General features: G+C 74.1%; 25 protein-coding genes and 1 tRNA gene. 15 read left to right on the top strand and 11 right to left on the bottom strand.

The genetic code is table 11. From position 1 onward, the window contains the following. Positions 1-13 precede the first annotated feature (13 nt). A complete protein-coding gene (locus Sru01_RS05785; RefSeq protein ID WP_203982815.1) occupies positions 14-394 on the bottom strand; it encodes a cupin domain-containing protein in 381 nt (126 codons plus the stop codon). A gap of 285 nt (positions 395-679) precedes the next feature. Between Sru01_RS05785 and cysD the strand changes: the two genes are divergently transcribed. Together cysD and Sru01_RS05775 are read left to right on the top strand one after the other, a co-directional pair. Beyond that, on the top strand, positions 680-1,606 hold the full coding sequence (gene cysD, locus Sru01_RS05780) for a sulfate adenylyltransferase subunit CysD (RefSeq protein ID WP_203982814.1): 927 nt from the start codon (positions 680-682) through the stop codon (positions 1,604-1,606). After that, entirely contained in the window at positions 1,606-2,931 is a 1,326-nt protein-coding gene (locus Sru01_RS05775; protein ID WP_203982813.1) for a sulfate adenylyltransferase subunit 1, read from the top strand. The genes cysD and Sru01_RS05775 overlap by 1 nt, the downstream gene beginning before the upstream one ends. A 141-nt stretch (positions 2,932-3,072) precedes the next feature. On the opposite strand, the gene Sru01_RS05770 is transcribed toward Sru01_RS05775, so the two are convergent. Together Sru01_RS05770 and Sru01_RS05765 are read right to left on the bottom strand one after the other, a co-directional pair. Beyond that, positions 3,073-3,249, bottom strand: coding sequence for a hypothetical protein (locus tag Sru01_RS05770; protein ID WP_203982812.1), 177 nt, complete (start codon positions 3,247-3,249; stop codon positions 3,073-3,075). A 172-nt stretch (positions 3,250-3,421) separates the two neighbouring features. After that, complete coding sequence (locus Sru01_RS05765; RefSeq protein WP_203982811.1) at positions 3,422-4,426, bottom strand: bifunctional lysylphosphatidylglycerol flippase/synthetase MprF; 1,005 nt, start codon at positions 4,424-4,426, stop codon at positions 3,422-3,424. 251 nt (positions 4,427-4,677) lie between these two features. Here Sru01_RS05765 and Sru01_RS05760 point away from each other — a divergent pair, with 251 nt between their 5' ends. The 6 genes from Sru01_RS05760 to serS are packed head-to-tail and all read left to right on the top strand — an operon-like array spanning position 4,678 to position 10,804. Continuing rightward, positions 4,678-5,817: an acyl-CoA dehydrogenase family protein gene (locus Sru01_RS05760; protein ID WP_203982810.1), complete on the top strand. Its 1,140-nt coding sequence runs from the start codon at positions 4,678-4,680 to the stop codon at positions 5,815-5,817. A 40-nt stretch (positions 5,818-5,857) separates the two neighbouring features. Further along, entirely contained in the window at positions 5,858-6,370 is a 513-nt protein-coding gene (locus Sru01_RS05755) for a hypothetical protein (protein ID WP_203982809.1), read from the top strand. After that, the gene (locus Sru01_RS05750; protein WP_203982808.1) at positions 6,367-6,906 is read left to right on the top strand and encodes a flavin reductase family protein; all 540 of its coding nucleotides are present in this window, start codon (positions 6,367-6,369) and stop codon (positions 6,904-6,906) included. Before Sru01_RS05755 ends, Sru01_RS05750 begins: the two co-directional genes overlap by 4 nt. Next, the gene (locus tag Sru01_RS05745; RefSeq protein ID WP_203982807.1) at positions 6,903-7,886 is read left to right on the top strand and encodes a ferritin family protein; all 984 of its coding nucleotides are present in this window, start codon (positions 6,903-6,905) and stop codon (positions 7,884-7,886) included. Before Sru01_RS05750 ends, Sru01_RS05745 begins: the two co-directional genes overlap by 4 nt. A gap of 7 nt (positions 7,887-7,893) precedes the next feature. Beyond that, complete coding sequence (locus tag Sru01_RS05740) at positions 7,894-9,483, top strand: amino acid permease (RefSeq protein ID WP_203982806.1); 1,590 nt, start codon at positions 7,894-7,896, stop codon at positions 9,481-9,483. Positions 9,484-9,535: 52 nt separating this feature from the next. Beyond that, complete coding sequence (gene serS / locus Sru01_RS05735) at positions 9,536-10,804, top strand: serine--tRNA ligase (protein ID WP_203982805.1); 1,269 nt, start codon at positions 9,536-9,538, stop codon at positions 10,802-10,804. Here the strand turns inward: serS and Sru01_RS05730 are convergent. The 4 genes from Sru01_RS05730 to Sru01_RS05715 all read right to left on the bottom strand — a co-directional run bounded on the left by Sru01_RS05730 (position 10,756) and on the right by Sru01_RS05715 (position 13,514). Further along, positions 10,756-11,448, bottom strand: coding sequence for a hypothetical protein (locus tag Sru01_RS05730; RefSeq protein ID WP_203982804.1), 693 nt, complete (start codon positions 11,446-11,448; stop codon positions 10,756-10,758). The genes serS and Sru01_RS05730 overlap by 49 nt on opposite strands. A 25-nt stretch (positions 11,449-11,473) precedes the next feature. Next, positions 11,474-12,529 (bottom strand): iron-containing redox enzyme family protein, encoded by a 1,056-nt coding sequence (locus Sru01_RS05725; protein ID WP_203982803.1) that lies wholly within the window; start codon positions 12,527-12,529, stop codon positions 11,474-11,476. A 489-nt stretch (positions 12,530-13,018) separates the two neighbouring features. Next, positions 13,019-13,101, bottom strand: a tRNA-Gly gene (locus tag Sru01_RS05720). A 179-nt stretch (positions 13,102-13,280) separates the two neighbouring features. Beyond that, entirely contained in the window at positions 13,281-13,514 is a 234-nt protein-coding gene (locus tag Sru01_RS05715) for an acyl-CoA carboxylase subunit epsilon (protein WP_203982802.1), read from the bottom strand. Between the two features lie 339 nt (positions 13,515-13,853). Here Sru01_RS05715 and Sru01_RS05710 point away from each other — a divergent pair, with 339 nt between their 5' ends. Continuing rightward, positions 13,854-14,540 carry a carboxymuconolactone decarboxylase family protein gene (locus Sru01_RS05710; RefSeq protein WP_239136980.1) on the top strand — a complete coding sequence of 229 codons (687 nt, stop codon included), beginning with the start codon at positions 13,854-13,856 and terminating at the stop codon, positions 14,538-14,540. A 44-nt stretch (positions 14,541-14,584) separates the two neighbouring features. Here the strand turns inward: Sru01_RS05710 and Sru01_RS05705 are convergent, their stop codons facing one another. Beyond that, a complete protein-coding gene (locus Sru01_RS05705) occupies positions 14,585-14,980 on the bottom strand; it encodes a nuclear transport factor 2 family protein (protein ID WP_203982801.1) in 396 nt (131 codons plus the stop codon). 299 nt (positions 14,981-15,279) lie between these two features. Here Sru01_RS05705 and Sru01_RS05700 point away from each other — a divergent pair, with 299 nt between their 5' ends. Beyond that, the gene (locus Sru01_RS05700) at positions 15,280-15,822 is read left to right on the top strand and encodes a carboxymuconolactone decarboxylase family protein (protein ID WP_203982800.1); all 543 of its coding nucleotides are present in this window, start codon (positions 15,280-15,282) and stop codon (positions 15,820-15,822) included. Next, complete coding sequence (locus tag Sru01_RS05695; RefSeq protein WP_203982799.1) at positions 15,822-17,354, top strand: NAD(P)-binding domain-containing protein; 1,533 nt, start codon at positions 15,822-15,824, stop codon at positions 17,352-17,354. The genes Sru01_RS05700 and Sru01_RS05695 overlap by 1 nt, the downstream gene beginning before the upstream one ends. Before the next feature lie 7 nt (positions 17,355-17,361). On the opposite strand, the gene Sru01_RS05690 is transcribed toward Sru01_RS05695, so the two are convergent. Next, a complete protein-coding gene (locus Sru01_RS05690) occupies positions 17,362-18,519 on the bottom strand; it encodes a carboxylate-amine ligase (protein ID WP_203982798.1) in 1,158 nt (385 codons plus the stop codon). 240 nt (positions 18,520-18,759) lie between these two features. Between Sru01_RS05690 and Sru01_RS05685 the strand changes: the two genes are divergently transcribed. Then, complete coding sequence (locus Sru01_RS05685) at positions 18,760-19,314, top strand: NUDIX hydrolase (RefSeq protein WP_203982797.1); 555 nt, start codon at positions 18,760-18,762, stop codon at positions 19,312-19,314. Positions 19,315-19,411: 97 nt separating this feature from the next. Here Sru01_RS05685 and Sru01_RS05680 read toward each other — a convergent pair whose 3' ends face one another. Next, positions 19,412-19,921, bottom strand: a complete 510-nt coding sequence (locus Sru01_RS05680) for an NUDIX domain-containing protein (RefSeq protein WP_203982796.1) — start codon at positions 19,919-19,921, stop codon at positions 19,412-19,414. A 206-nt stretch (positions 19,922-20,127) separates the two neighbouring features. Further along, complete coding sequence (locus Sru01_RS05675; RefSeq protein ID WP_203982795.1) at positions 20,128-21,237, bottom strand: CapA family protein; 1,110 nt, start codon at positions 21,235-21,237, stop codon at positions 20,128-20,130. 105 nt (positions 21,238-21,342) lie between these two features. Between Sru01_RS05675 and Sru01_RS05670 the strand changes: the two genes are divergently transcribed. From Sru01_RS05670 to Sru01_RS05660, 3 genes are all read left to right on the top strand, one after another. Next, positions 21,343-22,203, top strand: coding sequence for a phosphotransferase family protein (locus tag Sru01_RS05670; protein WP_203982794.1), 861 nt, complete (start codon positions 21,343-21,345; stop codon positions 22,201-22,203). A 110-nt stretch (positions 22,204-22,313) separates the two neighbouring features. Next, positions 22,314-22,901, top strand: coding sequence for a ribosomal maturation YjgA family protein (locus tag Sru01_RS05665; protein ID WP_203982793.1), 588 nt, complete (start codon positions 22,314-22,316; stop codon positions 22,899-22,901). 7 nt (positions 22,902-22,908) lie between these two features. Further along, entirely contained in the window at positions 22,909-24,009 is a 1,101-nt protein-coding gene (locus tag Sru01_RS05660; protein ID WP_203982792.1) for a sensor histidine kinase, read from the top strand. Positions 24,010-24,127: the final 118 nt, after the last annotated feature.

Raw genomic sequence — 24,127 nt, 5'->3', positions numbered from 1 at the left:
CTGCGGGCGCCGGTCAGTCCAGCTGGGAGACGACCATGACGCAGTCCGCGAGGGCCCGCGTCGAGTGGCCGGGCCCGGAGGTGTCCTCGACCAGCATGGTGTTGCCCGGGCTGAACCGCCGGGTCTCGCCGTCGCTCACCGTCGACTCCAGCGAGCCGCTGATCAGCGTCATGATCTGCCGGCGCGGCGCGGGGTGGAAGTCCCCGGTGTACCCGGCGGGCAGGAACAGGTAGACCACCTGCTTGGCCGGCACGCCGTCCGACACGTAGATGGGCGGCGCGGGCGGCGCGAAGTTCATCGCGGTGACCTCCATGGTCTCGTCGATGAAATGCGACTCGCCCGACTCGTCGTTGTAGAGACGCTGCACGTCAATCTTGGTGGATTCTCCGGCCATTTTCCCGTTCCTTCCGCCGACCCCGCGATAAGCAACCGTCACGGGATTTCGAATATCACTCACCTGACTATGGCAGAGCGCTCTGACTTTGTGCTGATACCGGCCTTACCGGCCGCTGACACCGGGCGGCGGGCCCGGCCGGGCCGTATTACCCCGATCCGGTCAGCGGCCGGTCAGCCGGGTATGCGCCGCCCCTGTTACGCTGCCAATGCCCCGGTCGAGCCACCGGCAGGCGATAGCCGCCGGCGCGACCGCGAGAATGCGTTTCAATAATCGAGATGGCAGGTGAGCCGATTGGACGCCGACACATTACCGGGGACCGGGATTTCCCATCTGGACGCGCTGGAGGCCGAAGGCGTCTTTCTGATGCGCGAGGTGGCGGCCGAGTTCGAGCGCCCGGTGCTCCTGTTCTCGGCCGGTAAGGATTCCATCGTGATGCTGCGGCTGGCCGAGAAGGCGTTCGCGCCGGCCCGCATCCCCTTTCCCGTCATGCACGTCGACACCGGTCACAACTTCCCCGAGGTCATCGAATTCCGGGACCACCGGGTCGCCGAGCTCGGCGTGGGGCTGGTGGTGGCGAGCGTGCCCGAGGCGCTGGCGTCCGGGCTGGTGCGCGAGCCGGCCGACGGGTCGCGCAACCGCATCCAGACCCCGGTGCTGCTCGCCGCCGCGCAGCGGCACCGGTTCGACGCGTTGTTCGGCGGCGCGCGGCGCGACGAGGAGAAGGCGCGGGCCAAGGAGCGGGTCTTCAGCTTCCGCGACGAGTTCGGCCAGTGGGACCCGCGCAGCCAGCGGCCGGAGATCTGGTCGCTGTACAACGCGCGGGTGCATCCGGGGCAGTCCATCCGGGTCTTCCCGCTGTCGAACTGGACCGAGCTCGACATCTGGCAGTACATCGCCCGGGAGCGGCTGGAGATCCCGGCCATCTACTACGCGCACGAGCGCGAGGTGGTGGCGCGGGACGGGCTGCTGTTCGGCGTCGGCGAGCATCTGCGGCCGCGCCCGGGCGAGCGCCCGTTCGTCGCCCGGGTCCGCTACCGGACGGTCGGCGACGCCTCCTGCACCGCGGCGGTGCGCTCGGCGGCGGCCAGCGTGCAGCAGGTGATCGAGGAGGTCGCGGCCACCCGGATCACCGAGCGGGGCGCCACCCGGGCCGACGACCGGGTCAGCGAGACCGCCATGGAGGACCGCAAGCGAGAGGGGTACTTCTGATGTCCAGCGGAGTCCTGGAACCGGTGGCCGCGCCCGCCCCGCCCACCGCGCCGGTAGCGCCGGCGCCGGCGGTCAGTCGGCTGCGCTTCGCCACCGCGGGCAGCGTCGACGACGGGAAGTCCACCCTGCTCGGCCGGCTGCTGTACGACACCAAGGCGCTGTTCGAGGACCAGCTCGCCGCGGTGGAGGCGGTCAGCGCCGCCCGCGGCCACGCCTACCCCGACCTGGCGCTGGTCACCGACGGGCTGCGCGCCGAGCGCGAGCAGGGCATCACCATCGACGTGGCCTACCGCTACTTCGCCACCCCGCGCCGCCGGTTCATCATCGCCGACACCCCCGGGCACGTGCAGTACACCCGCAACATGGTGACCGGCGCCTCCACCGCGGACGTGGCGCTGATCCTGGTGGACGCGCGCAAGGGCCTGGTGGAGCAGTCCCGGCGGCACGCCTCGCTGTGCGCGCTGCTGCGGGTGCCGCACCTGGTGCTGTGCGTCAACAAGATGGACCTGGTCGGCTGGTCGGCCGAGGTGTTCCACCGGATCCGCGCGGAGTTCGCCGCGTTCGCCGGCGGGCTGGGGGTGGCCGAACCGGCCGCCATCCCGATCTCGGCGCTGCTCGGCGACAACATCACCGCGCGCTCGGCGAGCATGCCGTGGTACCAGGGCCCGCCGCTGCTGCACCACCTGGAGCGGGTGCCGGCCGCCGCCGGGCCCGAGGCGGCCGCGGCCCGGTTCCCGGTGCAGTACGTGATCCGGCCGCGCTCGGCGCGCCACCCCGACTACCGCGGCTACGCCGGGCAGCTGGTCTCGGGCGTGCTGCGCCCGGGGGACGAGGTGACGGTGCTGCCGTCCGGGGTGACCAGCGTGATCGCCGCGATCGAGACGGCCGACGGCCCGGTCACCGAGGCGCGCCCGCCGATGTCGGTGACCGTCCGGCTGGCCGGCGAGGTGGACGTGTCGCGCGGCGACATGATCTGCCTGACCCGCCGGCCGGCCACGGTGACCCGGAACCTCACCGCGACGGTGTGCTGGATGGACGAGACCCGGCCGCTGGTCCCCGGCGGCCGGTACCTCGTCAAGCACACCACCCGCACCGCGCGGGCGCTGGTGGACGGGCTGTCCTACCGGCTGGACGTCAACACCCTGGCCCGGGACGCCACGGCCGGGTCGCTGGCCCTCAACGAGATCGGCGAGGTGCGGCTGCGCACCACGACGCCGCTGGCGTGCGACACCTACCAGGCCGACCGGAGCACCGGCGGGCTGATCCTGATCGACGAGGCCAGCAACGCGACGGTGGCGGCCGGCATGATCACCTCCACCGGCTGACCCGGGTGCCGGCGGCCCGCCCCGCCGCCGGCACCACCCGCACGGCGGACGGCCGCCCGCCCCCGATCGGGGCGGGCGGCCGTCTCGTGCCGCTCGTCTCGCACCGGCCCGCCGGCCGGGTCCGCCGGCGGGATCCGCCGCTCAGCCGGCCGCCGCGGCCCGCGGGTCCGGCTGGGCGACCAGCATGGCCTCCAGCACGCGCAGCGCCTCGTCGGCCGCCGCGGCGGCGCCGAGGTCGTCCGGCGCCGCCGCGCAGGCCTCGAACATCGCCACCACGTGGCGACCCTGCTCCGTCACCCGGTCCTGCACGATGACCACCCCTTCCGTCCCCGACCCGTCCGGGCCGTGCGTGTGTGCCCTGGCATGCCGGCGCGGGCCCGTCCGGGCCCGCCGGTCACCGCCCGCCGCCGGCCCGGCGGCCCGGTGGCGGGAAGTGGAACGGCCCGGCCGGCGGCGTCCGGCCGGGCCGCGTCGAAGGGTCCTCCACGCGCTAGATGGCGTTGCAGGCGCGGAAGACGTGCACCAGCGCGGGCAGGCTCGCCGGCCCGCGGAAGGCGATGTACTCGGGCAGCACCAGGGTGGGCGCCCACTTCTCCTTGTAGGCGAGCTGGGTGCGCGCCGGGTAGATGTGCGCGCCGTTCTCCCACAGGTAGGTCATGAACCAGTGGAACGCCCGGCTGTACCCCGGCAGGTGCGGGCCGTGCAGCGAGGTGAACGGGGTGAACCCGAAGTGCAGCCACGGCACCTGCTCGGCGCGGAACACGTCGATGGCGGCCTTGTTGATCGCCTCCATCACGCCCGGCGGCGAGTCGGGGACCCGGCGGCTCAGGTCGTGCATCCACCCCGGGCGCGAGCCGAAGACCGGCGAGTAGGACACGTACCCGATCAGCCGGCCGTCGCGTTCGGCGACGAACAGCCGCCGCAGGTTCTGGTGGCGCCCGCCGAGCTGGCCGACCAGGAACTCCAGCGCCTTGACGTCCTCGCCCTTGGTGCGCAGCCACGCCGCGTCCAGCTCCTCGATGGCCGGGCGCCACTCGTCGTAGGAGGCCTCGCGGATGCGCAGCCCGGTCCGCAGCGCCCGGGAGATCTTGTTGCGCAGCTGCATGAACTTCGTGCCGCGCAGCGTGAAGTCCTCAAGGTCCACCGCGTAGGAGGCGCCCATCTGGTTCACGGTGAAGCCCTGCTCCAGGTACGGCGGCGCGTCGGCCCCCTGCAGCTGCACCGCCACGATGTCGCGGTGCTGCGCGGCGGCGAAGTCGACGAAGGCGCGCAGCAGCCGCGACCGGTTGTGCCGCGGCGCGAACGGCCCGCCGAACTGCACCAGATAACGCCCGGCCGGGCGGAACACCACCACGCCGGCCTCGCCCGGCAGCCGGAAATAACTGTTGCCCTCGCTGAACGCGAAATAGGCGCTCGGATTCCCGGCGTCCGGATATCTCTGGATCGCGTCGAGCGCGATTTCGGACTCCACCATCATGCTGGTCAAGGTCGCCACCCCTCTCCTTCGCCCCGACGGGCCTGCCCCACGAGTTATCCACGGCCGGCGCGTGGCCGCAAGACCCAGAAAAGCGCCGGTCAGATGCCGGTCAGCCGACCGTCAGCCCGGCCGGCTCCAGGGCCGGTAACCGTCAGAACAGTGTCAGGTGAAAGTCAGGCGGCGCCGCCCATACTGAATTCGAATACGCGGGGAACGCCGGACACCAAAAAATTCGCGGCCGCCCCGCCCTGTCTGCGAGGAGAACCGCGATGCGTTCGCTGAAAGCCGCGCGCGAGGTCTGCGAGAAATTCCATCCCGGGCTGCTGGCGGAACTCGAAGCACTGCCCCGCGCCGAACGGGAGGCCGCGGGCAGCCCGGTGGTGGAGATCTACCGCCGGCACGGCGGCCCCGGGCTGCTGGTCCCCGCCGAACACGGCGGCCACGCGGCCGGGCCGCTGGCGGCGGTGCGGGTGCAGCGCGCGCTCGGCGCGGCCTCGCCGTCGCTCGGCGTCGCCACCGTGATGCACCACTTCACCGTCGCCATGCTGTTCAGCCTGGCCGGCACCGCCGAGCGGCTCACCCCGGCCCAGCGCAAGGTGCTGGGCGCGGTGGCCGGCGACGGCCTGCTGCTGGCGTCCGGCTGGGCGGAGGGCCGCACCGAGCAGAACATCCTGGCGCCGGCGGTGGTGGCCGAGCGCGTCCCGGGCGGCTACCGGGTGAACGGCACCAAGAAGCCGTGCAGCCTGTCCCGGTCGATGGACGTGCTGACCGCCAGCGTGGCCGTCACCGATCCCGACGGCCGGACCTCGCTGGCGCTGCTGCTGATCCCGGCCGGCTCTCCCGGCATCAGCGTCGAGCCGTTCTGGCGGGCGCCGGTGCTGGCCGCCGCGCAGAGCGAGACCGTGCGCCTGGCGGACGTGGACGTCCCGGAGGACCTGGTCATCCGCAGCACCCCCGAGGACCACGACCGGCTGGACGACCTGCAGACCGCCGGGTTCACCTGGTTCGAGCTGCTCACCACCGCCTGCTACACCGGGGCCGCCTCGGCGCTGGTGGAGCGGGTGCTGACGGCCGGCCGCGGCACCGCCGCCGAGCGGGCCGAGCTGGCCGTCCGGGCCGAGGCCGCGGTCGCCCTGGTGGAGGGCGCCGCCCGCGCGATCGCCGGCGGCGTGTCGGGGGACGAGGCGGTGGCGGCGGTGCTCGTCGCCCGCTACCAGGTCCAGGACCTGCTCGGCCGGGCCGTGGACCAGGCGGTGGAGATGCTCGGCGGCATCGCCTTCATCGGCTCCCCCGACGTGGTCCAGCTCGCCGCCTCGGTGCGCGCGCTGGCCTTCCACCCCCCGTCCCGATCCAGCGCCGCCGCCGGGCTGGCCGGCTACTTCGCCGGCGAGCCGCTGCGGCTGTCCTGACTCGCACCGACGAACCGACGAACCGAGCAAGGAGTCCGGCATGGACATCATGAACCCCTACGAGACCCCCGCCACCTTCAAGCTGCACCGGGCGGAGTACCTGGTGGGCTTCGCCATCACGATCGTGCTGATCTTGACGCACCTGGGCGAGATCCGGTGGATCCCGGCGCTGGCGCTGTTCGCCTACATCGACCTGTTCGGCTACATCCCGGGGGCCATCGCCTACCGGCGCAGCCGCGACGGCCGCATCCCGCGGTTCTACTACGTGCTCTACAACACCATGCACAGCCTGATCACCTGCACCGTGGTGGTGGCGCTGTGGCTGTGGCTGGTCGGGCCGGAGTGGGCGCTGCTCGCGGTGCCGTTCCACGTCTTCGGCGACCGCGGCGTGTTCGGCAACTTCCTCAAGCCGTTCGGCCTGCCGTTCGAGCCGGTCGCCAGCCCGCTGTACGACCAGCTGGCCGCCGCGCTGCGCCGCCGCTCGGCCGGGCCCGGGCCGGTGCCGACCCCGGTGGACGACCTGGCCGTCGCCTCCCCCGAAGCGGCCCGGTGACCGGGGTCGCCGCGGGCCCGGCGGCGGCGGACATCACCCGCCGGGCGCTGCGCCAGGTGACGGGAGGCGTGTCGGTGCTCACCGTCGACCGGGACGGGCTGCGGCACGGCACCACGGTGAGCGCGCTGGTCACCATCTCCCGGCAGCCGCTGATCCTGGGCGCCTGCCTGCGCCCGTCGTCCAAGTTCGCCGCGCTGGTGCCGGCCGGCGGGCTGTTCTCGGTGAACGTGCTGGCCACCGGCCAGGAGGTGCTGGCCAGGAGGTTCGCCGACCCCGCCCGGCGGGTGGGCGACGAGCAGTTCGCCGGCCTGTCCTGGACCGCCGACGAGACCACCGGGGCGCCGCTGATCGGCGGCTGCCTGGCCCATCTGGCCTGCCGGGTGACCGAGCGGCAGCGGATCGGCGACCACGAGCTGCTGCTCGCCGAGGTGGTCGGCGGCACGCCGGGCACCGGCCTGCCGCTGGTCAGCTTCGCCGGCCGCCTGCACCACGGCGTCCCGCACCACAACGATCCGACCCTGAGCGAGGTGTCATGAGCACGAGCATCGAGGTGCCGCTGGAGGCGGACTGGGACCGCGCGCCCAACCTGCTGGACGGCGCGCAGGAGCTGGTCCTGACCGCCGAGCGGTGCGACCTTTCGTACTGGTTGTCGGCGGTGGCCCAGGGCACGCTGCGCGGCCGGGCCGAGCGCGGGCACGCCGCCGTCACCCCCGAGCACATGCGCCGGCCCGGGCCGCTGCGCGAGGCGCTGGTCCTGGAGCTCGGCAACCGGGCGATCGCCGAGGCGCGGGCGGTCCGGGTGCTGTCGCACTACGTGGTGGCCGCGCCGGGCATCCCGGAGCTGGAGTTCTTCACCACCCAGGTGGTGGACGAGGCCCGGCACGCCATGATCTTCCGCAACCACCTGGTGGAGCTGGGCGTGCCGGCCGAGGGGCTGCTTGGGTTCATCGACGCGCAGGGCGCCGACTACACCGAGCGGGTGCTGAATCCGATCGCCGAGTTCGCCACCCGGGTCGTCGCCGAGGAGGGCGACTTCATCGGCGCGGTGGCGGTGTTCACCATCGTCATCGAGGGGGTGCTGGCGCCGGCCGCCGAGCTGAGCGAGCGCAAGTGGACGCTGCTCGACCCGGCCGCCGCCGAGATCGCCCGCGGCGCGTCGATCGACGAGATCCGGCACCTGGCGGTGGGCAGCTCCATCGTCCGCGAGCACCTGGCCGCCCATCCGGAGTACCGGCCGCGGCTGATCGAGCTGATCCGGCGCGGCCGGGCGCTGTGGGACGAACTGCCGGTGGAGGAGTTCGTGCTGCACCGCGAGGAGCTGTTCCAGGAGGGCATGTTCGAGCACGCCGGGCTGCTGCGGGACTACGAGGTCTTCCCCGGCCGCCGGCTGCTGGAGACCACGCCCAAGGAGCGGTACGACCTGGCCGAGCGGTGGACCGACGACATGGCCGAGGTGCGGCTGCCGTACATGGGCATCCCCGAGGCGGTCGACCTGATCCGCACCTTCCCCCGGTGATCGGGCCGTGGACCCGACACCCGCGCCGGGCGGGGCGCCGCTGCGGCGCACGCTGACCACCGGCAAGATCGTGTTCCTGGTCGTCGCGGCGGCGGCGCCGATGTCCGGCATGGTGGGGTCGGTGCCGCTGGCCTTCGCGCTGGGCAACGGCGCCGGGGTCCCGGCGGCGTTCGTGCTGGCCGGGCTGACCCTGCTGTGCTTCTCGGTGGGCTACGCGGCGATGAGCCGCCGGATCGTCAGCACCGGCGGCTTCTACGCCTACATCGCGCACGGCCTGGGCCGCCCGGCCGCGGTCGGCGCCGGGCTGGTCGCGGTGATCGCCTACAACGCGGCGGTCGTCGGGGTGGCCGGCGCGTTCGGCTACTTCGCCGAGCTGGTGGCCTCCTCCTACGGGCTGCGGCTGCCCTGGACGGTGTGGGCGGCACTCGGCGTCGCGCTCATGGGGTTCATGGGCTACCGGCGGATCGACCTCAGCGCCCGGCTGCTGGCGGTGCTGATGATCGCCGAGGTGGCGGTGCTGGTGCTGCTGGCCGCCGCGGTGGTCTGGCGGCACGGCGCCGCCGCCTTCCCGGCGGCCGCCGCCGAGCCCGGCGTGGTGTTCGCGCCGGGGCTGGGCGTGGCGCTGATGTTCTCGCTCATCTCCTACGTCGGGTTCGAGGCGGCCGCGCTGTACGGCGAGGAGACGCCGAACCCGCGGCGCAGCGTGCCGCTGGCGACCTACCTGTCGGTCGTGCTGATCACGGTGTTCTTCGCCGCGGTGAGCTGGGCCGCGGTCGGCGCCGTCGGCGTGGACCGGCTGACGAAGGTGGCCGGCGCCCGGCTGGGCGACCTGTTCTTCGACCTGGCCAAGGGCTACGTGGGCGGGTGGATGACCGGCGCCATGCAGGTGCTGCTGTGCACCAGCCTGTTCGGCGCGATGCTCGGCCTGCACAACGCGGCCAACCGCTACCTGTACGTGCTCGGCCGCGAGCGGGTGCTGCCCGCCCGGCTGGGCGCGGTGCACCCCCGGCACGGCTCGCCGCACCTGGCCGGGCTGGTGCAGACGGCGGTCACCGCCGTGGTGTGCGCCGCGTTCGCGCTGGCCGGGCTGCACCCGTACGTCAACCTGGCGACCAGCATGCTCGGCCTGGGCACGGTCGGCATCGTCGTGCTGCAGGGCGCGGTCACCGTGTCGGTGGCCGCCTTCTTCCGCCGCCGGCCGGACCGGCACTGGTGGCGGTCGGCGGTGGCGCCGCTGCTGGCGCTGATCGGGCTTTCGGCGGCGCTGGTGCTGCTGCTCGGCAACTTCCCCATCGTCACCGGCACCACCTCGCCGCTGGTGAACCTGCTGCCCTGGCTGCTGGTCCCGGCCGCGGCGGCCGGCGCCGGCCAGGCGCTGTGGCTGCGCGCCCGCCGGCCCGCCCGGTACGCGGCGCTGGCCCGCAACGCGGAGACCGCGGGCCAGGTCCGGCCCGCCGTCCCCGAGCCCGCCACCGAACCCGTCCCCGAGCCCGTCGCCGAGCCCGACACCCGGCCCATCACCGGGCCCATCACCGGGCCCATCACCGGGCCCGTCCCCGAGCCCGTCCACGAGTCCGTCCACGCCGTCGAGGCGTGACCCGTCCGCCGGCCGTGCCCGGCACGGCCGGCCCGCTTCGCAGGAGCTTCTCGTGCACGATCCACGGCCCCTTCTCGAACCCGCCGCCACGGCGGCACTGGCCCGGCGCGGGCACGCGCTGGACGTCCCGCGGCTGCGCGCCCTGCACGACCTGCGCACCGGACTCGTCCGGGAGCGGGACACGCTGCGCGGCGAGCAGCGCCGGCTGGGCCGCCGCGACGGCCCGGGCGGCGACGACCCGCGCGAGGCGGCGCGCGAGCTCCGCGACCGGCTGCGCAAGCTGGAGGACGAGCTGCGCCGGGTCGAGGGCGACCTGCGCGACGCGCTGCTCGCCGTCCCCAACCTGCCCGCGCCGGAGGCGCCGGACGGCGGCCCGGCGGACCCGCCGGTGGTGCGCCGGGTGTGGGGCCAGCCGCCGGAACTCGGCTTCCCGGCCCGCGACCACGTTGACGTCGGCACCTCGCTCGGCCTGCTGGACCCGGTGCGGGCCGCCAAGCTGTCGGGGTCGCGCTTCGCGGTGACCCGGGGCGCGATCGCCCGGCTGGAGCGGGCGCTGGCGTCCTTCCTGCTGGACCTGCACACCGGCGAGCACGGCTACGTCGAGCACGGCGTGCCGCACCTGGTCACCCCCGAGGTGATGACCGGTACCGGCCAGCTGCCGAAGTTCGCCGAGGACCTGTTCCGCACCCGGGTGGCCGACCGCGACCTGCTGCTGGTCCCGACGGCCGAGGTCCCGCTGGTCAACCTGTACCGCGAGGAGGTGCTGCTCGCCGACGCGCTGCCGCTGGCGCTGGTGGCGCGCACGCCGTGCTACCGGGCCGAGGCCGGCTCCTACGGCCGCGACACCCGCGGCCTGGTGCGGCTGCACCAGTTCGAGAAGGTTGAGCTGGTGCGGCTGTGCCACCCGGATCGGGCGGCCGCCGAGCTGGAGCTGCTGGTCGGGCACGCCGAGGAGTGCCTGCGCCGGCTGGGCCTGCACCACCGCGTGGTGGAGCTGCGCGCCGGGGACCTCGGCTTCGCCGCCCGCCGCACCTTCGACATCGAGGTGTGGCTGCCCGGCCAGAACGCCTACCGGGAGATCTCCTCCTGCTCGGACTGCGGCGACTTCCAGGCCCGGCGGGCGGGCATCCGGGTGCGGCAGCGCGACGGCCGCAAGGTGCCCGCGGCGACGCTGAACGGGTCGGGCCTGCCGATCGGGCGGACCCTGGTGGCGATCCTGGAGCAGTACCAGCGGGCCGACGGGTCCGTGACGGTCCCGCCGGCCCTGGTGCCCTACGCCGGTTTCGCGATGATCGACCCCACCGGCGCCCCGGCCGGCTGAGCCGCCCGGGCCGGCGCCGGCCAGCGGGTCAGCGCCACGACCAGCACCTCCTCGCTGCCCGGGCCGGCCGGTCCGGGCAGCGGGTCGTCCTGCTCGCAGACGACCAGCCGCCGGTCGACGACCAGCATCCGGCCCTCGGCCAGCACGCCGGTCCAGCAGGGCTCCGGCTCGCCGATCCGGCGCAGCCGCAGCGGGCCGGGGAGCAGTCCCCGGCGGCGCAGCACGGCGGTCAGCTCGTACTCCGGCCCGCCGTCCGGCGGCGCCGTGACCGCCGGACGTGGCCGGCGGGCGGGCCGCGGGGCCGGACCGGCGCCGAAGGTGCGGCGCAGCCGCCGCACCTCCAGCAGCCAGTCGGTGGACACGTCCAGCCACATCCCGGCCAGCCCCCGGCGGACCAGCGGGGCCAGGTCGGTCTCCGGCGGCGTGGGGCCGCCGGGCGGCGGCCCGCCGGGGCGGGCCGCCGCCGCGGGGGCCAGATACCAGTCGTCGTCGGCCGTCCAGGACATCCGGTAGCGGGCGGGCCGTCCGGCCCGCGCCGGCCCGCCGGGATGCCCGGCGGGCCGGCGGTCCCGGTGGGGGTCCGGGACCGCCGGCCGGACCGGCGGCAGGTCGGCGAAGGCGAATCCCCGGCCGGGGCGCGTCATGGCCGTCCTCCCGTCGCCGGCGCCGTCAGGCGGTGCGGCCGGTGGCCGCCCAGGTGTTGGCCAGGCGCTCGTCCAGGTGCCGCGCCGAGGAGTTGACCCGCCACAGCGCGCCCCGGGCGATGCCGCGCCGCATCCGGTCGGAGGTGGCGGCCGGCAGCACCACGTTATGGAACCACCCGGCGGCGTGCTGGGAGTCGATGGTGATGTGCAGGCGATGGTAGGTGATACCCGCGTCCGGCAGGCCGAGCCGCTCCCAGGCCCGCACGACGTTGCGGAACCGGTCGGGCACCAGCCACTCGGTCATGCCGAGGAAGCCGACCGCCTCGGGGTAGGTGTGGCGGTACCGGCACAGCAGCACGGCGAGGTTGCCCGACAGCAGGTCGCTGGCGGTCATCGCGCTCTCCAGGTCCTGCGGGCGGATGTCGAACACGTCGTAGATCATGTTGAACAGGTGGGTGTGCACCTCGCCGGGGTCGCCGTTGCCCATCTCGTCCCAGAAGTTGCCGGCGATCTCCATCTTGCTGGCACCCGACGTGCCGATCTGCATCATGGCCAGGAAGTCGTCGAAGCGGCCGTCGACCACCGACTCCTGGATCACGTAGGTGCGCAGGTCCTCCGGCCGGGCGTCCCGGTTGATGAACTCGGTGTAGTACGGGTGCTTGAAGGCCCGGTGCCGGCGCACCAGGTCCTTCAGCCAGGACAGGTACCGCTTGGGGTCGGCGGGCGCGCCCTCCAGCGTGCCGGGCTCGATCCACCGGTCCTCGGCGGCGGTGGTGGCCGTCTCCAGCATCCGGGTGACCTCGTGCACCAGCACCGAGCCCTCCGCGGTCGGCGTCTCGGGGATCTGCATGATGGTCTGGTAGATGCGCGAGAGGAGCAGCTGCTGCTGGTAGAAGGCCTCGCCGTCCCCGGCGAGCGCCGCCTCGTTGAGGTCACCGATGGCGGCGGTGACGCGCTCCCGCTCGGGCAGGAACGCGCGGTCGACCTCGTCGGCGGGCAGGGCGAGCCAGGACGACACCTCTTCCACGACGGCGGCCGCCGGGCCGGCAACGGACATGGTGGGCCTGTCGATGATGGACACGGTTTCTCCAATTCCTTTTGTGAATTGGCACCGCGCTCGCGCGCGCGGGAGGCGGCACCGTTTCTCAAACATCCACACGCGGCCGGCCGGACACCATTTCCGCCGTTCTGGTGGACCTCGTACGCCGCAGCACTGGACCTGTCAGTTGTTTACTATCGCAGAGAACGCTGACATCGCCCTGATCGGGAACTTACCGGCCGCCGGAGCGCCCGCCACGATAAGCCCGCGCAGGAGAATCGGGCCGCGGTGACATACGCATGAGGGGGTGCGTCATCGATGACCCGGACGCGAGGCCGGGCACCGGTTTACAAGAAATGCGGATGCTCGGGACGGTCTGACCCGTTCACCGCGGCGGGCCGTGCCGGCCCGGCCGGAAGGCCGCGTCCACCAGCGGCCCGAAGCGGAGACGCCGGAAACACCGGAAACACCGGAAACGCGGTATGGGCACCCGGCCGCATCGGGTGCCCATACCGCGTTTTCCGGCAGGTGCGGAGAGGGCAGGATTCGAACCTGCGCGGGCATCGCCCGACCGGTGGAACCGGTCCCCGTTAGGCCGCTTCGGGAACCTCTCCTGGATTCTCGTGGTGCGGTGTCTCCTGCTTTTCTTCGTTTCCTGCGGTCCGTTCTGATTACAAGTATGCCCACCGCCGCTGATCTCGCCCTGATATCACGCTGAGCGCCGCCGCCCGGCGGATCGGCCGGGCGATACGGCCGCACCCGGCCCGGGATGGGCGTGGTGAGCGGTGGGGCGTCAGCCGGTCCAGCCGGCGACCCGCCAGCCGTCCGGGACGGCCTCCGGCTCGCATCGGGGCCGGCCGGGGCGCATCCGGCCGATCCAGGCGGGCAGCCGGGCGTCGGACTCCGGCGCGGCCTCGGCGGCCGGGGCGGCGGAGGCGGCGCGGGCGTTCAGCACCATGATGAGCGCGGCCAGCTCCTCGGGAGTGGGCCGGCCGCGGACCACCCGCAGGAAAGGCTCTTCCGGCATGGCGCACCTCCCGGTCGCGAACGCCTTCGCCTCCGAGCATCGCCGCGCCGGGCGGCCGCCGCCAACTTCCAGAATGCGCACCGGCCACGGCGTCGATCGGACGACCGAAACCCGTTTTCTTTTAGGGGGGTCATTCCGAAACCCGGCGGACAACCGGGAAAAGGCGGCCCGGGCCTGGTACCGGCATTTCTGTCAAGCCGGGCCGATGGCAGGAAGCGGCTCCGCTCCGGCAGTTTGCTGGCCGCCATCGCGCTTCCCGGCGAACGCGCCGACCGGCACATTTGTCGGTGTGGCCGGGAAACCGGCGACGAGCGGTCGGGAAACGAGCGGAGGACGGAAATGACGAACGCAACGCTGACGCGGGACCGGGTCGACGCCGTGACGCTGGAGGTCGCCGGGGAGACCGGTGGCGCCACCTGCGGGCTGGACTGGCCGCTGCGCCCGCCGGCGGTGGACGTCGGCGAGGAGCGGACCTGCGGCCCGCACATCGCGCTGGACTCCGGCGAGCCGGGCATCCGCGGGCTCTTCCGGTTCCGGCCGGAGACCGCGCAGCCGCTGAACGCGCTGTCGGAGGTACTGCTGTGCGGAAAGAGCACGATGTCCCGCGGCGAGCGCGAGTTGATCGCGGCGTACGTGTCGGCGCTGAACGAGTGCCGGTTCTGCTTCTTCACCCACGCCGCCTTCGCCGCGGTGCGGGCTCCGGAGGGGATGGGCCTGGTCGAGCAGGTGTGCGCCGACCTGGATGCCGCCCCGGTCTCCGGCAAGATGCGCGCGCTGCTGCGCATCGCCGGCGCGGTGCAGCAGGGCGGCAAGCGGGTGACCGCCGAGCAGGTGGCGGCGGCCCGGACGGCCGGCGCGACCGAGGTGGAGATCCACGACACCGTGCTGATCGCCGCCGCGTTCTGCATGTACAACCGGTACGTCGACGGGCTGGCCACGCTCGCGCCCGCCGACCCCTCGGTGTACGCCGACCGGGCGAAGATGACCGGCGGTTACCTCGCGACCGACTACCGGCGGCCGGCGTGACCGGCCGCGCCGGGACGGGCTCCCCCGGCGCGGCCCGGCGGGCGTCAGGAGAAGAAGTCGTCGATGACGTAGGAGTCGTAGGGATAGCTCCAGCGCTCGGCGATCCGGCCGTCCACCAGGCGGAAGACGTGCACGCCGCGCTCGTCGAGCACCTCGCCGTCCCGGTCGCCGCGGATGCGGATCATCGCCGCGACGTGCTGGTCGTTGACCAGGAAGGTCTCCGGCTCGTACCGCAGGGAGTTCCCGGTCGTCTCGGCGAGCCGTTCGACGTAGCGCAGCACCGCGTCCTTGCCGCGGTGGTCGCCGGCCAGCGAGCCCCGGCCGGGCACGTGGAAGACGACGTCATCGGTGAGCAGGGTGTCCCGGAGGAGTTCCAGGTCGCCCTTGGCGATGGCGTCGTAGCTTTCCCGGGCGGGGTTGACATTAGGGTGGTCGGACATTACGGCCTCCTCATTGACGGTGCGGATCTTTTGGGGGGGCGCCGACGGTGACGCTACGCCCGACATTCCGGACAAACAAGGGAGTGAGAAGAGACTTACCGAATGGCCACCCACCGGTCACGGGCCGAGTCAAAAACCCGCTCACCTGCGCCGACCCCAGTATCCGCGGCCCGCCGTTGACAGGCCGCCGTCCCATGACAAAACATGTGCATTTGTCAGCTGGACCCGGCCGGCCCGGCGACAAACCCGCCCGATATCCCGATTTCCGTACGCCCGTATCACCATGCCCAGGAGCGCCCATGCCCCACATCACCCTCGACTCCGCCGAGCCGGGGATCCGCGGCCTGTTCCGGTTCCGGCCGGAGACCGCGGGCCCGCTGAACGCGCTGGCCGAGGTGCTCCTGCGCGGGGACAGCACGCTGTCCCGCGGCGAGCGTGAACTGATCGCCGCGTACGTCTCCTCGCTGAACCGCTGCACGTTCTGCTACTCCTCGCACGCCGCGTTCGCCGCCGCCCAGCTCACCGAGGGCATGGACCTGGTCGAGCAGGTGCGCGACGACCTGGACGCCGCCCCGGTGTCCGAAAAGACGCGCGCCCTGCTGCGCATCGCCGGCGCGGTGCAGCGCGGCGGCCGGGAGGTCGGCGCCGCCGACGTGGCCGCGGCCCGGGAGGCCGGCGCGACCGACGTGGAGATCCACGACACCGTGCTGATCGCCGCCGCGTTCTGCATGTACAACCGGTACGTGGACGGGCTGGCGACCCTGGCCCCGGACGACCCGGCGGCCTACGCCGAGCACGCCAAGTTCATCGTCGAGCACGGCTACGCGGCGCCGCGGCCCTGATGTCCCCGATCCACCACCGCTACCTGATCATCGGCGCCGGGCCCGGCGGCCTCCAGCTCGGCTACTTCCTGCACCGCGCCAGTGCCGACTACCTCGTCCTGGAGCGCGAACCCGCCCCCGGCGGGTTCTTCCGCCGCTACCCCCGGCACCGCCGGCTGATCTCGCTGAACAAGGTGAACACCGGGGAGAAGGACCCGGAGATCAACCTGCGCTGGGACTGGAACTCCCTGCTCAACGACTCGCTGCTGTTCCCGCGCTACTCGCGGCAGTACTTCCCGCGCGCCGAGGACCTGGTCCGCTACCTGGCCGACTTCCAGCGCGAGCACGGGCTGAACGTCCGGCACTCCACCGAGGTGCACCGGGTGGACAAGGACGGCGACCACTTCACCGTGCACGCCGGCGACCAGGTGTACCGCGCCGAGTGCGTGATCGTGGCGGCCGGCTGGGGCGGGCCGTACGTCCCCGACATCCCCGGCATCGAGCACGCCATGGGGTATGAGGACGTGCCCATCGCCGGCGAGGAGTTCACCGGCAAGCGGGTGCTCATCATCGGCAAGGGCAACTCCGCGTTCGAGACCGCGCACGCCATGCTGGACCACGCCGCGGTGATCCACCTGGCCAGCCCGAGCCCGGTGCGGCTGGCCTGGAACAGCAAGCATCCCGGCCACGTGCGAGGGCAGTACGGCGCGCTGCTGGACAGCTACTGGTTCAAGACGCTGCACGCCGTGCTGGAGTGCGACATCGACCGCATCCGGCGGGAGGGCGACCGCTACCTGGTGGACATCACCTACACCCTGGCCGACGGCGAGCGGGCCGAGCTGGAGTACGACGCGGTGGTGCGCTGCACCGGCTTCACCATGGACACCGGCGTCTTCGGCGACTCCTGCCGGCCCGAGCTCACCCCGAACGGCCGGCTGCCCGCCATCCGCGCCGACTTCCGGTCCGCCAACGTCGACGGCCTGTACTTCGCCGGCACGCTGATGCAGGCGCGCGACTTCAAGCGGGCCTCCTCGGCGTTCATCGACGGGTTCCGCTACAACCTGCGCACGCTGGCCGCGCTGCTCGCCGAGCGGTACGACGGCGTCCCGCTCGCCGCCCGGCCGGTGCCGGCCGACCCCGGACGGCTGGCCGACACCATGCTGGAGCGGCTGAACCACAGCTCCGCGCTGTGGACCCAGTTCGAGTACCTGTGCGACGCGTTCGTGCTGGACGAGGCGACCGGCGAGTTCTGCCACCACACCGACCTGCCGGAGGACTACGCGGTCCAGCGGTTCGCCGGCCACCCGCTGTGCCTGACCGCCACGCTGCGCTGGGGCCCGCGCGACCGGCCGGACGTGTTCGCCATCCAGCGGCACCCGACGCCGGAGCGGGCCGAGGAGTGCGCGTTCCTGCACCCGGTGGTGCGCGCGCACCGCCACGGCGAGCAGGTGGCCGAACAGCACCTGCTGGAGGACCTGCTCGCCCGGTGGCAGGACCCGGTCCGCCACGTCCGCCCGCTGCGCGACTTCCTGGCCACCCTTCTCGACCGGTGACGGGCGGTCAGCCGGCGTCCGGCGGGCCGAAGGGCGCGGTGAAGGCGGCGATCAGATGGTCGACCACCCCGGCCGGGCCGCCGCGCGCGAAGGCGGCCCGCTGGCGGGCCGCGCCGGTACCGTGCTCGCGCAGCAGGGCGAGCCCCCGGGTCACCAGGTCGAGGTCGCCGGTGCCCGCCAGCGCCGGGCGGACGTGCTCGGCCAGCTCGGCGGCCAGCTCCACCGCCGGGCGCAGCGCCCCGGTCACCGGGTGCACGCCGTGCCCGGCCAGCCCGTCGCGGGCGGCCCGCCAGTAGGCGGCCCGCAGCAGCGCCTCCGGCGGGCGCGGCCCGGGGTCGCCGCCGCCGACCCGGTCCAGCGACACCACGACCAGCGCCCGGACCAGCGCGGCCAGCAGCGCCGACTCCCCCGCCGTGGCGGGCACGTCGGTCACCCGCACCTCCAGGGTGGGCAGCCGCGCCGACGGGCGGACGTCCCAGAAGATGGTGCCCGGATCCACCAGGGCGCCCGTCCCGGTGAGCGCCGCGACCAGTTGCTCGTGCTCGGCGAGGGAGGCGAAGTACGGCGGCGGGCCGGCCACCGGCCACTTGCCCCAGGACAGCGTCCGCCAGCCGGCGTACCCGGTGTCCCGGCCCAGCCAGTACGGGGAGTTGGCCGTCAGCGAGATGAGCACCGGCAGCCACGGCCGCAGGTGGTTGCCCACCAGCACCGCCTGCTCGCGGTCGGGCAGGTGCACGTGGACGTGCCCGGCACAGATGCTCTGCTCGTCGTGCAGCGCACCGTAGGTGGCGATGCCCGCCTCGTACCGCGGGCCGTCGTGGATCGGCGGCGGCACCGCCTCGCCCAGCACCGGCGTGCCGGTGGCCACCACGGCCAGCCCTTCCTCCCGCGCGGCTTCGGCCACCCCGGCGCGCAGCCGGGCCAGTTGCCCGGCCAGCTCGGCCGGCCCGCCGCACGGGTCGGTCCTGGTCTCGACCTGGAACCTGGTTATCTCGGTGCCGACCAGCGGGCCGAGCCCGGCCGCGGCGCGCCGCGCCACGTCGGCGCCGCGCGGCGCCACCTCCCGGGTCGCCGGGTCCACGACGAGGTACTCCTCCTCGACGCCGATCAACGGGCACGCCGGGTCGAAGGGTAACTGCTGCGGGGCGTCCGCGGTCGCCGTCATCTGCTGCTCCTGGTGATCGTTCCGGGCGCTGACCCGGCAACGGTACCCAGCCGGCCCCCGTCGGGACGGGCCGCGCGCCGGATCGCGGCAACTCGGCACGTTGGAAGAAAGCCCACCATGACCGGCGAGCAGCCCGTCCCCGATGGCGGGTGGTGCTCACGCCACGTGGGGCCTTACAAGGCGACCCTGCCTTGTAAAGTGCGTTTGCCTCGTAGGACAACTGCCGATGTGGAGGCGCCCGTGGCGATCAGTGACTCGGACATCTTGGCTACGGTCTCCGCCTACCTCGAACGCTACGCAGACGACACGCTGCTGCTATCTGAGCCGCTCGGGCTGCTGTCGCAAGGGAAGGGGTTCGCGTCGCGGCGGAACTTCGTGATGCATGTGACCGCCAGTGCGCTGCTGGTACGCAACGGCGAGATCCTGCTCATCGACCACCTCGCGTACGGGATCCCGCTGCAGCCTGGAGGGCACCTGGAGCCTGCCGATGCCACGCTGATCGACGCGGCGCTGCGCGAGTTGACCGAAGAGACCGGGGTCGACCCCCGGCAGGTGTTCCCAGCCTCACCGATCCCGGTCTACGTCGAGTACGGCTTGGTTCCGCCCCGGCCGGAGAAGAACGAGCCGGCTCACCACCACCTCGACATCGGGTACGCCTTCATGACGAACGCCGATGTGGGGCGTATCCAGGAGTCCGAAGTGGGAGGTGCGGCCTGGTACCCGCTGGCCGCGGCCGAACGGCTCGTCGGAACCCGCATCGCGCGCGCGGTGAGCGTACCGGTCCGGACCGGTTGATCGAGTCGGATGGGGGGTGCGTTCAACAGGGAAGTCACGGGGCCCTTTCGGTGCGGCCGTCGGATCCGCCACACCGGGCCGGACAGGTGCGGCGGCGCTATTGGTGACCGTTTTCCAGCGGTCGGCCGTACTGCAGGTAGACGGTGCGGCCCGTCTCGACGGCGTGCATGCAGGCGTCGATGCGGCGGGCCATATGCGGGGCCAACCGGGCGGTCCACTCTGAGCGGGTGGACCAGGCGACGGCGGACAGTTCCTCGTCGCAGGGGCGGACGGCAGCGGCCTCGGCCGGGCTGAGGACGCCGCCGTCGAACAGGAAGTTGATCAGCGGGAGTCGTCCGTCGTCTTGGGTGGGGACGATGTCGATGGCCAGCAACCGGCCTGGGGGAAGGTTCAGGCCGAGTTCCTCCTTCACTTCGCGGACAGCGGCTTGCCAGGGGTATTCGCCGTGTTCCAGGGCACCGCCGGGGATCTCCCAGGTGTCGGAGCGGTAGGCGGGCCGTACCAGCAGCACGCGGCCGTCGCTGTCGCGGAGCACCGCGCCTGCGCCGACCACATGGTGTGGCAGGCCGGCGTAGTACTCGGCACCAGGTAGAGGTTGCTTGGCCATGGGGCGACGCTAGCCGCCCGGCCGGGACACTCTCCTGCGATTGCGGCCAAGCACCATGGTCCAAGCCAGTCGCCGAGGGCCTCCAGCCGTTCGGCGAGCGCGGCACATCCGCGGTCTCGGCGTCCGGCGCCGGCCGGCACGTCCCCGCGGTGTCCCATCCAAGGTGGGCGTACATGGCGCGCGCCGGCGGCCGGGGGCGACCCGGGTCAGTCGCGGCCGGTGCGCAGGGTGAGCATGCCGTCCGGCCCGCCGTCCACCCGGGTGCCGAACTCGCGGCCGACCCGGTTCAGCAGGCCGCGCAACCAGGCCACGTCCTCGTCCGGGGCGAGCCGGTTGCGCATTTGCCGGCTGCGGAAGGGCACCATCCGCAGGCCGGCCAGCCGCCCGTCCGGCTCCAGCGACACCAGGTACAGCAGCCGCAGGTCGTCCCGGTACTCCTCGTAGCCGGAGATGCCCTCGTAGTCGTCGATGAAGTCGCCGCAGCCGTACATCACCAGCCGGTCCCGGTACACCTCGACCGGCCGGGGGTGGTGCGAGGAGTGCCCGAACACCACGTCCACTCCGCCGTCCACCAGGGCGTGCGCCATCGCCACCCGCTCCCCCGGCACCTCGTAGCCCCAGTTGGAGCCCCAGTGCACCGAGGCGACCACGATGTCGCCCGGGCGGGCCGCGGCGCGCATCCGGGCCGCCGCCGCGGCCGCCGCGTCCGGCCGTTCCGGCATCAGGTACACGCCGGGGCGGTCCGGGCCGGCCGCCCAGGCCGGCGGGATGCCGCTGGAGGTGGTGCCGAAGGCGAACACCAGCAGCCGGCCGCCGGGGATCGGTACCTCGGCCGGGCGTTCGGCGGCCGCCTCGTCCGGGCCGGCGCCCGCCGTCCGCAGCCCCGCGCCGGCCAGCGTGTCCAGCGTCTCGGCGAGCCCGTCCCGGCCGAAGTCGAGCACGTGGTTGTTGGCCACCACGACGGCGTCCGGGCGGGCGGCGGTCAGGCACGGCACGTTGGCGGGGTTCATCCGGTAGTGCACGACCTTGTCGGGCGCGAAGTCGGCGCAGCGGGTGACGGCGGTCTCCAGGTTCATCACCCGGGCGTCGGGCGCGGTGGCCGCCAGCACGTCGAGCACGTCGCCCCACGGCCAGTCGAAGTCCACCGGCCGGCGGATCGGGCCGCTCTCCAGCTCGGCCAGCCGGACGTAGCCGCCGGCGTCCTTGATGTAGGACTCGCGCAGCACGGGATCACCGGGGTGCGGCAGGATCTGGTCCACACCGCGTCCGGTCATGACGTCGCCGAAGAACGCCAGCGTGATGGACCCGGTCGCCATCCCACCACCATAACCGCAGGTCAACCGGCTGAACCGCACGCCACGGCGGCGCAGGACCGGCGAAACGGGCGCTCGGCGGCGCGCGGCGCGGGCTAGGGTGCGGGTGTGCAAGATCTTATCCACGTGTCGCTCCGCCGGCACCTCCCCGGCCGGGAGATCGGCACGCCGACCCTGCTGGGCGAGGGGTCCGACCACCTCGCCTACGAGATCGACGGCGAAATCATCGTCCGGGTGAGCAAGTCCGCCGACCCCGGCGAGCGGCAGGAGGCCGTCCGGCGGGAGGCCGGGCTGCTCGCCCTGGTCGCCCGGCTGTCCACCCTGCCGGTGCCCGAGCCGGTCTTCGCCGACGAGGAGGCCGGGGTGCTCGCCTACGCCAAGCTGCCCGGCGTGCCGCTGAACGAGCATCCGGTCGCCGAGCCGGGCCGGCTGGCCGAGCCGCTGGGCCGGTTCGCCGGCCGGCTGCACGACGCCCCGCTGGACCAGGTCGAACACCTGGTGCCCCGGGACGTCTACCCGCCGCCGGCCTGGCTCGCCGACGCCGAGCGCGACTACCGGGCCGTCGCCGGGCACCTGCCGCCGGACGGCCGCCGCCGGGTGGAGGCCTTCCTGGGCCGCACGCCGCCGCCGGAGCCGAAGGCGGTGGCCTTCTGCCACAACGACCTGGGCGCCGAGCACCTGCTGGTGGACCCGGCCTCGGGCGCGCTGACCGGGGTCATCGACTGGAGCGACGCGGCGATCACCGACCCGGTGCGCGACCTGGCGCTGATCTACCGTGACCTGGGCCCGGAGGTCTTCGACCGGGCCCTGGACCACTACGGCCGCCGGTGCGACGCCGCCGACCGGGAGCGGGCCGCCTTCTACGCCCGCTGCTCGCTGCTGGAGGACATCGCCTACGGCGTGGAGACCGGCGCCCGCCGCTACGCCGACAACGGCCTGGCCAACCTCGACCGCACCTTCTCCGGATGACCTCGCCGCCCGGCGCCGGCGGCCCGCCGCCGCCGGGTGGCCCGCCGGCCCCGCCGTCCCGCCCCGATGGCCCGCGCCCCCGCCCGGACCGACGGCCGTCCGGTGGAGCCGTGCCGGTACCGAGGTCCGGCGCCCGGCTCCCGGCCGCCGCTCGCCGCCCGGCGCCCGGTGCCGGCCGGCGGCGGGTGCTCGCGCTGTCGGCCGCGCTCGGCACGGTGGCCGCCGCCCTGGTACTGCGCGCGGTGGTGGCGGGCCCGGTGGCCAAATACGGCGGTGACGCGCTGTACACCGTGCTGCTGTACACGCTGGCCGTGACCGCCGCGCCGCGGATCCGGCCGGCGACGGCCGCGGCGCTGTCCCTTCTGGCGAGCTGGGCGGTGGAGTTCGCCCAGCTCACCGGGGTGCCCGCCCAGCTGTCGGCGCAGAGCCCGCTCGCCCGGCTGGTGCTCGGCAGCACGTTCAACCCGCCCGACCTTGCCTGGTACGCCGCCGGCGCCGCCCTCGCCTGGGCCGTCCACACCGCCGCCACCCGCCCCCGCCCGGGCGGCCACGAATCCATCCGGCCCACGCACGCGCGGACCAGGCCCGGCCACGACGACGCGCGGCCCGCCCACGACCCTGATAACGCGTGGACCACGCGCGGCCACGGCGGCGCCCGGACCGCGGCCGGCCGGGACGGCGCCCGGCCGGACGGCTGACCGCCTGATGGACGACCGGCGGCCCGCGAGGCTCCGGCCACTGGTGGACGGCGGCGCGGCGGCCGGCGTCGTGGCGGCGTTCTGGACCTGGCCGGCGATCGCCGCCGGGCCGTGGCAGCAGACCGTCACCGGGGCGGTGCTGGCCGGGGTGACCGCCGGGGCGATGCCGCTGCGGTGGCGCGCGCCGGCCGCCGCGACGCTGTCGGCCGCGGCCGGCACCGTGCTCGGCACCCTGCTCGGGATCTGCCAGGACCCCATGCTGGCCGCCGCCTGGTGCCTGTACCCGCTGGCGATCGAGCAGGCCCGGCGCACCCGGATCGTCGCCGGGGTGCTGGCCGGGACGTTCACCGGCCTGGCGATGGTCACCGCGGTGCCGGCCGGGGCCCAGCCCGGCCCGGCACGGCAGGTGGTGGTCGCGGTGGCCGCGCTGGGCGTGGCCTGGCTGCTCGGCACCGCCACCGGCCGGCAGATCGCCACGGCGCGGGAGGCCGAGCGGATGCGGGTGCGGCTGGCGGTGGCCCGGGACGTGCACGATGCCGTCGGCCACGCGCTCGGGGTGGTCCTGGCGCAGTCGGCCGTCACCCTCAGCCTGCCCGGCACCCGCGAGGAGGAGCTGCGCGACACGCTGTCGCAGGTGGAGGCACACGCGCGTACCGCGCTGGAGGAGGTGCAGGGGCTGGTGCGCGCGCTGCGCGCCCCGGACGGCGGGCCCGGACCCGGGCTGGACGCGCTGGCGGCGGCCGTCCGGGCGACCCGGGCCGCCGGCGTCGAGGTGGACGTCCAGCTCGACGCCGGCGGCCCGATCGGCGACCGGACGGCCGCGGCGGCGTTCCGCGTCGCGCAGGAGGCGCTGGCCAACGTAGTGCGACACGCGCCCGGCGCGCGGTGTTCGGTGCGGATCGGCCGGGAGGGCGGCCTGCTGGTACTGCGGGTCGAGGACGGCGGGGCCCGGACGCCGGGCGGCCCGCCGCCGCCCGCCGGCTCCGGGACGGGACTGCGGGGCATGCGGGAGCGGCTCCGCCCGCTGGGCGGCACGGTGGAGTGGGGTCCCCGGCCGGCGGGCGGTTTCCAGGTCACGGCCCGGCTGCCGGCCGGCGACGTCCGGTGACCGCGGCCGCCCGCCCGTGAGATCGTGATCGCCCGCCGGCCGGAGACCGCGCTCGCCGGGGAAGGCCCCCGGCCCGTGCGGGATCGTGGCAGCATCGGGTGGCCGAGCCGAGCCCGCG

Origin of the sequence: Sphaerisporangium rufum (assembly GCF_016863395.1) — a bacterium.
Taxonomy (GTDB): domain Bacteria; phylum Actinomycetota; class Actinomycetes; order Streptosporangiales; family Streptosporangiaceae; genus Sphaerisporangium; species Sphaerisporangium rufum.
The sequence above is the reverse complement of the archived record's forward strand: the minus strand, read 5'-3'. Positions and strand labels throughout refer to the sequence as shown.